Origin of the sequence: Balneicella halophila, assembly GCF_003096835.1 — a bacterium.
In the GTDB taxonomy this organism is placed as follows: Bacteria; Bacteroidota; Bacteroidia; order Bacteroidales; family Balneicellaceae; genus Balneicella; species Balneicella halophila.
Window position 1 is genome coordinate 320,494 of sequence record NZ_QENZ01000005.1, and the last position, 10,917, is coordinate 331,410.

Annotated in this window: 9 protein-coding genes and 1 pseudogene; all 10 read right to left on the minus strand. The window is 36.0% G+C overall.

Annotated features, from left to right (window positions below):
• Window position 1 precedes the first annotated feature (1 nt).
• Window positions 2-679, minus strand: coding sequence for a DUF5683 domain-containing protein (locus C7377_RS08470; protein ID WP_116496922.1), 678 nt, complete (start codon window positions 677-679; stop codon window positions 2-4).
• Between the two features lie 13 nt (window positions 680-692).
• Window positions 693-1,553: a ParB/RepB/Spo0J family partition protein gene (locus C7377_RS08475; RefSeq protein ID WP_116496923.1), complete on the minus strand. Its 861-nt coding sequence runs from the start codon at window positions 1,551-1,553 to the stop codon at window positions 693-695.
• Between the two features lie 5 nt (window positions 1,554-1,558).
• The gene (locus C7377_RS08480; protein ID WP_116496977.1) at window positions 1,559-2,320 is read right to left on the minus strand and encodes a ParA family protein; all 762 of its coding nucleotides are present in this window, start codon (window positions 2,318-2,320) and stop codon (window positions 1,559-1,561) included.
• A gap of 74 nt (window positions 2,321-2,394) precedes the next feature.
• On the minus strand, window positions 2,395-3,387 hold the full coding sequence (locus tag C7377_RS08485) for a bifunctional heptose 7-phosphate kinase/heptose 1-phosphate adenyltransferase (RefSeq protein ID WP_116496924.1): 993 nt from the start codon (window positions 3,385-3,387) through the stop codon (window positions 2,395-2,397).
• 116 nt (window positions 3,388-3,503) lie between these two features.
• Window positions 3,504-4,397, minus strand: a complete 894-nt coding sequence (locus tag C7377_RS08490; protein WP_116496925.1) for a DUF3078 domain-containing protein — start codon at window positions 4,395-4,397, stop codon at window positions 3,504-3,506.
• A gap of 84 nt (window positions 4,398-4,481) precedes the next feature.
• A complete protein-coding gene (gene rplT, locus C7377_RS08495) occupies window positions 4,482-4,835 on the minus strand; it encodes a 50S ribosomal protein L20 (protein ID WP_116496926.1) in 354 nt (117 codons plus the stop codon).
• A gap of 95 nt (window positions 4,836-4,930) precedes the next feature.
• Window positions 4,931-5,128 (minus strand): 50S ribosomal protein L35, encoded by a 198-nt coding sequence (gene rpmI, locus C7377_RS08500; protein ID WP_116496927.1) that lies wholly within the window; start codon window positions 5,126-5,128, stop codon window positions 4,931-4,933.
• Between the two features lie 42 nt (window positions 5,129-5,170).
• Window positions 5,171-5,740: pseudogene (infC, locus tag C7377_RS08505) on the minus strand (translation initiation factor IF-3); the annotation flags it as partial.
• A gap of 41 nt (window positions 5,741-5,781) precedes the next feature.
• The gene (gene thrS, locus C7377_RS08510) at window positions 5,782-7,734 is read right to left on the minus strand and encodes a threonine--tRNA ligase (RefSeq protein WP_116496978.1); all 1,953 of its coding nucleotides are present in this window, start codon (window positions 7,732-7,734) and stop codon (window positions 5,782-5,784) included.
• Window positions 7,735-7,779: 45 nt separating this feature from the next.
• Window positions 7,780-10,845, minus strand: a complete 3,066-nt coding sequence (locus C7377_RS08515) for a protein O-mannosyl-transferase family (RefSeq protein ID WP_165806886.1) — start codon at window positions 10,843-10,845, stop codon at window positions 7,780-7,782.
• Window positions 10,846-10,917 lie beyond the last annotated feature (72 nt).

The window sequence follows — 10,917 nt, forward strand, 5'->3', positions numbered from 1 at the left end:
ATTAAAAATTTATTACAATATTTAAACCTACACCACTTTTGAAATCTTGCATGACCAGCATTTGTGGTTGCAGTTGCATACTTAAGTCATCACTCACATCATAGTTAAAGAAATGAGCATCGGTGGCAGCCCAGATAACATTGAGAATATAAACTCCAACTAACGAAATATAACTCAAATCACGATAGCGACGGAATCTGTCTTTATTATTTTTTAATGCTTTTTGGAATGTTTCAATCTGCTTAGAATTGAATCTGGAATAATCCACATCAAGCACTTTCCTGAATCGCTGAGACTCAGGTTCTGGAATTGGCAATGGATATTGAGGCGATTGAGTTAAATACTTTTGGTAATGTGCAAAGTCTTCATAAGCATTTCTGTACTTTTCGTATTTCTTCGTGTTATCTATTATAAAAAAGATAGTCACCCCAAAACCAGTATAAGTAAAGGGTAAGTTCCAATATTTTTTATTGTAAATATGTCCTAATCCTGGAACTAAGGCTTCGTAAATAGTTGCTCGCTTAGGTGAGTGCACCTTTCTGTTATTAACCACGACAGTGTCCTGTGCTTGAAGGCTATATCTTGTAGTATCAGCGAGTTCTGGACTTACATAAACGTCTTGCCCAAACAAATAACTTGCTGACAACAAACTAATTACTAATAAAAAAACTCCCCTCATTCTATTTCTTCTTTTATTTAGTTTGATCTAATAAGCCAATAATGCGTTCTAAATCTGTGTCAGAAGTGAAAGCTATCGTTATTTTCCCTTTTCCGTTTCGGCTTCGTTGAAGTTGTACCTTAGCTTTAAAGTGACTTTCTAAATGATTCTCTAAGGCTTTATAATCATTGTTTTTTTGTGGTTTAGTTACCGGTTTTTTTTCTGTTTTATTCGCCTCTTTAGCCAACTCTTCTACTTTTCGAACAGATAGACCTTCCTTCAAAATCTTATCATAAATTTGTACCTGTTGGTCATAGTCGGCAATACTCAACAATGCACGTGCATGTCCCATCTGCAGAAGATGCTCTCGTAATCCTAACTGAATTTCGGCAGGCAACTTCAATAACCGAAGATAGTTAGCCACTGTAGCTCTTTTTTTTCCAACTCTATCACTTAAGGTCTCTTGTGTAAGGCTACATTCTTCCATCAACCGCTGGTAACTAATCGCAATCTCAATTGGGTCTAAATCTTCACGTTGTATATTTTCAACCAATGCAAGTTCCAATACTTGCTCATCATCTACATCACGAATGTAAGCAGGCACTTCTGCAAGTCCTGCCAACTTTGCAGCACGAAAACGACGCTCACCCGCTATTATTTGAAACTTATCACCAAGTTTCCTAACAGTAAGTGGCTGTACAATTCCCAGCTCTTTTATTGATTGTGCTAATTCTGATAATGATTCATCATCAAAAGTGGTACGAGGTTGGTTCGGATTGGCAATAATTTGAGCAATAGGAATCTCCTGAATCATATTCAAAGCAGTATTTCCTACTTTATCAGCATCAGCTAGCAATGTTCCTAATCCTCTTCCTAATACACTTTTTTTTGCCATAATTCTTATTGTCTTTTAATAAACTCATGTGCTAATTCTAGATATTGCTCTGCTCCACGAGAACTAGCATCATAATGCAATGCTGGTTTACCACAACTTGGTGCTTCGCCTAACTTGGTATTTACATGAATAACTGTTTCAAAAACCATATCTTCAAAATGTGAACGAACATCGTCAGCAACGTCATTTGATAGACGTACTCTAGCGTCAAACATCGTGAGCAAGAAGCCTTCTATAGCTAATGCTGGATTCAATTGATTTTGTATAATCCGTATTGTGTTGAGCAATTTTCCTAATCCTTCTAAAGAAAGATACTGACACTGAACAGGAATAATAACCGAATCTGCAGCCGTTAGACTATTAACAGTAACAATTCCTAAAGATGGGGAGCAATCAATAAAAATAAAATCATATTTATCCTTTATTGGATCTAAAATCTTTTTAAGAATTTTTTCCCTATCCTTCATCTCCAGCATGTCTAATTCTGCTCCAACCAAATTAATATGGGAAGGTATCAAATCCAAATGGTCATATGGACTATGGATTATCGCTTCTTCAACTGGAACTTGCTCTGAAATACATTGATAAAGACCAGTTGTAACATCATGTTCGTCTATCCCTAGACAAGACGTTGCATTAGCCTGAGGATCAGCATCAATCACAAGCACTTTCTTTTCTAAAGCAGCTAAACTTGCACTTAAATTTACTGTAGTTGTGGTTTTCCCTACACCTCCCTTTTGGTTGGCTATTGCAACTATTTTACTCATAATTATCTGTTCGTTTACTTTTTCAAAAATACGATTTTCTTTTTGATTTTTTTGATGTATCCTGAAAGAAAAAATCAATAGCACTTTTTAATCTCTTCCAACAATTCCTCTTTATCTACAGACACGACTACCGGATGCTGACAAACTAAACTTCCCGCCATGTTTGATACAGATGCGATTTTATCTGCTTCCAATCCTGCGACAAGGCAAAGAGTTGCAGTGGCTACGACTGTGTCTCCAGCTCCTGATACATCAGCAATTTCACGCACCTGTGCAGGTATGTGTGCAACAGTATCATTCGAACAAATAAGTATCCCTTTTTCTGAAAGTGTGATTAAAAGGTAAGTGATATCGTTCAGTTCTCGGTATTTTTGTGCTTCTTCAATAATCGCTGGCAAATCATCTTTACTCAATTCTACTCCTGCACCTTCACAGAATTCTTTAAAATTAGGCTTGAACAAGCTAGTACCGCCATATTCTGAAAAATTATTTCGCTTTGGATCTACAATAGTAAAGAGCCCTCTATCATTACACAAATCTTTTAGTTTCTGAATTAAGTTTGGTGTCAAGACTCCTTTATCATAATCTTGAAAAATAAGCGCATCATAATCTTCTGAATCAATCTGCTGTGTCACTCTTTCGAATAATAAATCCTCAAGCTTAATCTCGATAAGCTCTAAATCTTCCTCATCAACTCTGAGCAAATGATGAAAACCACTAAGGAAACGGGTTTTTACAGTCGTTTTTCTTTTTTTAGTTCGTAAGACACCACTGCTATCTAATTCGTTCTTTTCAAACAACTCTATCAATTTATCCCCTGCTTCATCTTCACCTATGACTGTACAAATAGTTGCTTTTGCACCCAGTGCGCGAATATTTTTTGCTACATTTCCAGCGCCACCTAATCTGTTTTCCCTTTTATCACAAGCCAAAACTGGTACTGGAGCTTCGGGTGATATTCTTTTTACCTTTCCCCAGGCGTAGGCATCTAGCATCACATCTCCTACAATTAGAACTTTAAAAGAATTAAACTCTTGAAATGCTTTATCAAAAGAAACTGTATTCATATTTCATCTTTTCTTTAGTCAACAAAGATAACAGTTTTCATTGAAGCATTCACAAAACAAAAGCGAGCAAAACTTATTTGTTCTGCTCGCTTTAACTTTAAGTTAACCTTAATAGTCTATTCCATAAAGTTATAAGAAAAACCAACACCAATCACTTCTTTAAATTGAACTTTTGGTCCTTCATTCACTCCTTTTTCATTGATGTAATCAATATCATCGTCATAAAGTAAGCTGGTGCTTATAGTAGCACTAATGTATTTGTTTACTTTCATACCTAAAACAACATCCCATGAAACATCAATATTACCAAAGTTATTGGTATAAGCTGAAAATAAGGTTAGTGTAGAGGCTAAGTTTACATTTTTCATAATGTCTTTTTGCATCTTAGCATTAATCATAGCACCCAATTCAGCCATAAATTTATCACCAGGATCTACTCCAAATGCACCAGCATCAGAAAGTTCATCATCTGCTACAAAGGTATATTTACCTGTAAGCGGTGAAAGCAAAGCTGAAAACCACGTATTAGGTTTGTAATCAAAACCAACAGATGTAGTCACATATCCAGGAGCAAAAAAGCTTGAGATTTTTGATCTTTCTCCATTATCTAAATAATTATAACCATTAGCAAATTGTGATTTTACTCCTAACAAACCAGCTAGAGACCATTTTGGTGCGATTTGGTATCCATACTTAGAATTTAAATCAAACATATCGATGCTCTTTTTGCTAGACTCTCCATCTATTTTTTGTATCCCATACTGTCCTACAAAACTGTTATCCCAGGTATGTCTGTCTTGTTTATAATTAGCTCCTAAATTCAAAACAGCAATTCCACCAACAGAACCTTCTCCACCAAGAGACCAATTACTAAAACTCGTTTGGGAAATATTGATTGCTGTATTAGCAACATATGTCCAACCATCAGGAATGGTATCTGTTTTTACTTCTTGTCCAAATACAGATACAGCTAGAATAAAAGCTGTAATCGTTAAAAACACTTTTTTCATAAGTTCTAAATTTTTTTATATCATAAAAAAGACTCTACATGTTATGAAATACGATGTAGAGTCTTAAAGTTATTTTTCGTATTCTTAGTTTACAGCTCTTGCTTTATCCACTACAGCCTTGAAAGCTTCAGGGTTATTCATAGCTATGTCAGCCAAAACTTTACGATTGATGTCAATTTCTGCTTTATGAATCATTCCCATAAGTTGAGAATATGACAAGCCTTCTGCTCTAGCAGCAGCATTGATACGTTGTATCCACAAAGCTCTAAAGTTTGTTTTTTTCTTCTTTCTATCACGGTAAGCATAGGTTAATCCTTTTTCGTAGGCATTTTTAGCTACCGTCCATACATTTTTTCTTGCACCAAAGTATCCTCTGGTTTCTTTCATTAGTTGCTTTCTGCGTTTTCTTGCTGCAACTGTGTTTACTGATCTTGGCATAATTTTACAATTTTCGATTGATAGCGCTTCTCATTACTAGAAGTCTTTCGTGCTAATCACTCAGGTTAAATACTCTTTTTCTTCTTAGGATGTAATTAAGACATTATTAGCATTTGCTTCACACTCTTTTCATCAGCTTTGTCTACTGTCCCTGTTTGGGTCAAGTTACGCTTTTGCTTCTTTGTTTTCTTGGTTAGAATGTGACTTTTAAATGCATGTTTTCTCTTAATCTTCCCTGTAGCGGTAATAGCAAAACGCTTTTTTGCGCTACTTTTAGTCTTCATCTTAGGCATTTGTAAATCCTCTTTTAATTAGTAAATAAATTCTCTAAATTATTTCTTCTTTCCTGAAGTCTTCGGTGCTATGAACATATTCATACGCTTCCCTTCCAACTTTGGCATTTGTTCAACCTTTCCAAGTTCTTCCAAGGCCTGTGCAAATCTCAACAACAATATTTCTCCTTGCTCTTTATAAACGATAGAGCGTCCACGGAAAAATACATATGCTTTTACTTTAGCACCATCTCTTAAGAACTTCTCTGCATGTTTTAGTTTAAAATTAAAGTCATGATCATCGGTGTTGGGTCCAAAACGTATTTCCTTTACCACTACCTTAGAAGCGTTTGCTTTTATCTCTTTCTCCTTACGTTTCTTCTGATATAAGAATTTCTTATAATCAATAATCTTACACACTGGTGGTTCAGCGTTCGGTGATATCTCTACCAAATCTAATCCTAACTCTTTTGCCTTATCAATGGCTTCTTTAAGAGGAAGAATTTCAGATCCATCTACACCTTCACCAACTACACGCACGTGCGTTGCTCTAATTTTCTCGTTTATTTTATGAGGGTCTTCTTGTTTTGGCTGGTATCTTCTACCGCCCCCTCTTCGTCTAAATGTTGCTATAGTTCTTTTATTTTAATTTTATAAAAATATTTAGTTTCTCGTTACAAATTTTGTGCAAAGGTAAGTTCTTTTTCTGTTTCTTCCATAATAAATTGCATAAAATCTTCAATTTTCATCACTCCTTGGTCACCTTCTCCCTGTTTTCTGACAGAAACAGTTCCTTCTTCCTGTTCTTTTTCACCAACTATCAATAAATATGGAATACGTTTTAATTCATTATCACGTATCTTCTTACCAACCTTCTCATTTCTATCATCAACTAATGCTCTTACATCATTTTCCCTAAAAGTTTCGGCAACCTTATGAGCATAGTCATTGTATTTTTCACTCAATGGTAATAATACAACCTGGTCTGGTGTTAGCCAAAGTGGAAATTTTCCAGCTGTATGTTCCAGAAGTACAGCAACAAAGCGTTCCATAGAGCCGAAAGGTGCTCTGTGAATCATCACAGGACGATGTTTCTCGTTATCAGCGCCTGTATATTCTAAGCCAAAACGTTCTGGAAGGTTGTAATCCACTTGAATAGTCCCTAATTGCCATTTACGACCCAATGCGTCCTTAATCATAAAGTCAAGTTTAGGACCATAAAAAGCAGCTTCTCCATATTCAGTTACTGTTGTTAATCCTTTCTCTTCTGCCGCTTCAATAATAGCACGTTCTGCTTTCTCCCAGTTTTCATCACTACCAATATACTTGCTTCTATCTTCCTTATCCCTTAATGATATTTGCGCTTCGAAATCTTGAAAATCCAATGCTTTGAATATAATGAAGATTATATCAATTACTTTCTTGAACTCATCTTTCAATTGATCAGGAGTACAGAAAATATGTGCATCATCTTGGGTAAACCCACGCACACGTGTCAATCCGTGCAATTCTCCACTTTGTTCATAACGATAAACAGTTCCAAACTCCGCAAAACGGACTGGTAAATCTTTGTATGAATGTGGCTTAAATTGATACGCCTTACAATGATGAGGACAATTCATTGGTTTTAACAAAAACTCTTCTCCATCCTGTGGTGTTTTTATCGATTGGAATGAATCTGCTCCGTATTTGTCATAATGACCTGAAGTTTTATACAAGTTAATATTTCCAATGTGTGGAGTAATCACTTGTTGATAACCAAATTTACGTTGTACTTTTTTCAAGAAGTTTTCTAAACGTTCTCTAAGATCTGCACCTTTAGGTAACCAAATGGGCAAACCAATTCCTACCTCTTGTGAAAATGTAAATAATTCTAACTCTTTACCTAATTTTCTGTGGTCTCGTAGTTTTGCTTCTTCCAATTTTACCAAGTACTCATCAAGCATTGATTTTTTGGGGAAAGTTATCGCATACAAACGTGTCAATTGTTTATTATGTTCATCTCCACGCCAATAAGCCCCAGCTACACTCATCAATTTAATGGCTTTGATGCTTCCTGTATCTGGAATATGAGGTCCACGGCAAAGGTCTACAAATGAACCCTGCTTGTAAAAACTAATTGTACCGTCTTCAAGGTCTTTAATGAGATCAAGTTTGTACTCATCATCTTTGTCTTTGAAGTATTTGTTGGCTTCGTCTTTACTAATGTCGGTTCTTACAAACTGTTGCTTTTGTCTAGCCAGTTCGAGCATCTTCTGTTCTATCTTAGGCAAATCCTTATCAGTCAATGGAGGATAGTCCATGAAATCAATATCATAGTAAAATCCATTTTCAATCGGAGGTCCAATACCGAATTTTACTCCCGGATACAATTCCTCAACTGCTTCAGCTAATAAGTGGGCTGAAGAGTGCCAGAATGTATCTCTCCCCTCTTTATCTTCCCATTTGTATAACTCAATACTTGCATCTTTATTTATAGGACGAGTTAAGTCCCAAACTTCTCCATTTACACCAATAGAAAGCACTTCTTTAGCAAGGCGGTTGCTAATATCTTTAGCAATCATCAATCCTGTTACTCCTTCTTCATATTGCTTAGTGTTTCCATCAGGGAAAGTTATTGTAATCATATTATTCATTTATTTTTCTTTGCAAATTTACAATAAATTCATCAACTATTCATCTTGACTTATGGTCTCATCAGTTGTAACTTCTTCATCAATCTCTTCTCCAGACCCATAAAGTGTTGATAGTTGTTCAAGAGTATTGCTTAATCTTATCAACTCTGTACCATATTGTCTTTGGTCACTGGCAGACATTGAAGTATAATATTCTTGCATCGCGATGACCTCTCTAGTAACTTTTTCTAAAATTGCCTTAGCTTTGTCTTGATCACCTACGATAAGATAACGTTGTGCTAACTGAATCCAAAAACCACGATAAGTGCGCCCCATACTATCAAAATATCGCATTTTTTCATAAGGGAATTTTTCAACGATTAAGTCTAAAATCTCTGTAGCTTTCTGATAATCATCTCTATAAATAAAATTATCAGCCAATTCGCTTATTTTATTCATCGTATTATGCGCAGCATGCAAGTTTGTTTCATCAAGATAAACATTCTCGTCGTTTATATTTCCCCACTTAAAATTCTTAGTTACATTTTCATACATAGTTTGGGTATCGACTTCTCTTAACGGCATTTCTCCTACATTGGTCTGTATCGGAACCAGTTTATATGCTAAACCCGTTAGCATAATATTGTTATCAAACCCTTGCATTAACCCTTTACCAATCGTAGAAGCAAAATAAAATGTACGATTCCATTCATTATGTGCTAAGGCATCATATATCGCAAGATTTTGTTTCATCATACTAGTTTCTTCTCCTAAATTCCAACGCACTTCCTCAGGTATTTCGTCTTGGTATTCTTTCGGAACCAAGCCATTTTCTATAACGGTCTGCTTAGGTACAGGTAGTTTAAAATGATTTGTAATAAACTGTCCTAACTTACGTCCTGTAACTGTCTCCACTAAATACCTATCATCCTTAATGAATTCTATAGCTGTCTTTAGGTCAACACCTCCCGCTCTTTCTAGGGCTTCAGTCTGTTGAGAATTTACAAACATTATTTGGTCACGAATACCTTCTCTATATTTATCTTTAGTCATAGAAATCGGCATCGGCAAGGATTCATATGTTTGTCGCTTCATTTGGTCAATAAACCATACCGATTGCAGATAACTTAAATTGGCTACACGAACATCAGTTCGGAAACCTTCTACATCTTGATTGTACCACAGTGGAAATGAATCGTTGTCTCCGTAGCAAAAGATGATACTATTTTCATCATTGGCAGACATTAAATAATTTTGTCCAACGTCTCGCGCCCAATAGCGTCCTGAACGATCATGATCATCCCAATTCTCTTTTGCCATTATGGCTGGCACTAGAGCTAAACACACTACTGTAGCTACTATTGCTCCTGTTTCTTCTTTTAAATACTTTGCCAATAATTGCCATATTGCAAGTACACCTAGCCCAATCCAAATAGAGAATGCATAAAAAGATCCAACATAGGAATAATCACGCTCACGAGGTTGATAAGGTGTTTGGTTTACATACAGAACGATAGCTAAACCTGTTAAAAAAAACAAGAAAAAAGTAATTGCGAAACTTTGCTTTCCCTTCTTTCCTCTGCTGTACTGATAAAACATTCCCAATAAACCTAAAATGAAAGGAAGCATATAATATTCATTGCGACTTGGGTCTTCTTTCATAAACTCGGGCAATTCTGACTGTTTACCGAGACGCATGCTATCAACAAATGGAATACCGGTAATCCAATTCCCTTCACTCAAAGAGCCTTGACCTTGTACACCGTTTTGTCTTCCTGAAAAATTCCACATAAAATACCGCCAATACATATGATTGACTTGGTAGGAAAAGAAAAACCTTAAGTTTTGTGCAAATGTAGGTGGTTGCGTTTGATTTCCATTTACACCAGCCCACTGTTCATATCCATAACGATGAATATCGTCAGTACCATACATTCGCGGAAAGATCGTTGTATATTTTTTATTGTAATTATAATCGTATTCTTTATAGGCTTTTTCATATTTCCCCTCCCAAAGACTATAAACATCTCCTTTTATTTCGATAGCATCTTCCCCATCTACTAACGGCGCGTTAAAATATGGTCCTGAAAATAGAGGTTTTTGACCGTATTGTTCTCTATTCAAATAAGAAAGTAATGAAAAAACATTCGTTGCCTCATTATTATTCATCGGGGTTAAGGCATGTGCTCTAATGATAATCATTGAATATGATGAAAACCCTATCAGCATCACTGCAAATGACAATATAACAGTATTCCAAAGCGGTTTTCCATTTTTATATGTCCAATACACTCCAAAGGCTAAGATTGCAAATAACAGAATAACAAAGAATAACAATCCGGAGTTATAATGCCATCCAAAATCATTTACAAAGAGCAATTCAATCCAAGAAGCCACAGTAAGCAACCCACTCAATACGATTTTAAGTATTCCTCCAAGTATGGCAACTGCAATCAACATTGCAACCAAAAAGCCTTTGTAGGAAAACTTGTATTTTTTGAAATAAACAACCAATACAATAGCAGGTATTGCCAATAGATTCAGCAAATGAACTCCAAGGGACAGTCCCATAGCATAAGCAATGAGCACCAACCAACGGTTTGCATATGGCTCATCAGCTTCTTCCTCCCATTTTAAGATTGCCCAGAAAACAAAGGCTGTAAAAAGCGATGACATCGCATAAACTTCAGCTTCCACCGCCGAAAACCAAAAGGAGTCTGAAAACGTAAATGCTAATGCACCAACCGCTCCTGCACCAATAATAGCAGTAGTTTGTGACAATGAAAGAGCCTCCTCTTTTGTTTTTTGCACTAATTTTCTTGCAATATGCGTAATCGTCCAAAACAAAAACAATATTGTCAAAGCACTGCAAACAGCTGAAAGGGAGTTTACAAAAAGTGCTGTCTGTGTTGTATCAGGTGCAAAAACGGCAAAAAGACGTGCCAACATCAAATAAAGTGGTGCCCCAGGAGGGTGCCCTACTTGTAGTTTATCTGCGCAAGCAATAAATTCGCCACAGTCCCAAAAACTCAAAGATGGTGCAAGTGTTAGAAAATAAGTCAACAGAGCAATAGCAAAAATAGCCCACCCACTCCAAGTGTTGATTCGTTTAAAATTAGCCATGTAAAAACTTCTTTTTATACTGAAAAGGCAAAGATACATAAAAGGCTGCTAAATTACTTTCCCACTATGGTT

What these genes read in the sequence shown, in the direction of transcription:
- C7377_RS08470 (WP_116496922.1), bottom strand. Translation starts at nt 679, where the DNA reads ATGAGGGGAGTTTTTTTATTAGTAATTAGTTTGTTGTCAGCAAGTTAT.
- rpmI (WP_116496927.1), bottom strand. Translation starts at nt 5,128, where the DNA reads ATGCCTAAGATGAAGACTAAAAGTAGCGCAAAAAAGCGTTTTGCTATT.
- C7377_RS08480 (WP_116496977.1), bottom strand. Translation starts at nt 2,320, where the DNA reads ATGAGTAAAATAGTTGCAATAGCCAACCAAAAGGGAGGTGTAGGGAAA.
- rplT (WP_116496926.1), bottom strand. Translation starts at nt 4,835, where the DNA reads ATGCCAAGATCAGTAAACACAGTTGCAGCAAGAAAACGCAGAAAGCAA.
- C7377_RS08485 (WP_116496924.1), bottom strand. Translation starts at nt 3,387, where the DNA reads ATGAATACAGTTTCTTTTGATAAAGCATTTCAAGAGTTTAATTCTTTT.
- C7377_RS08515 (WP_165806886.1), bottom strand. Translation starts at nt 10,845, where the DNA reads ATGGCTAATTTTAAACGAATCAACACTTGGAGTGGGTGGGCTATTTTT.
- C7377_RS08475 (WP_116496923.1), bottom strand. Translation starts at nt 1,553, where the DNA reads ATGGCAAAAAAAAGTGTATTAGGAAGAGGATTAGGAACATTGCTAGCT.
- thrS (WP_116496978.1), bottom strand. Translation starts at nt 7,734, where the DNA reads ATGATTACAATAACTTTCCCTGATGGAAACACTAAGCAATATGAAGAA.
- C7377_RS08490 (WP_116496925.1), bottom strand. Translation starts at nt 4,397, where the DNA reads ATGAAAAAAGTGTTTTTAACGATTACAGCTTTTATTCTAGCTGTATCT.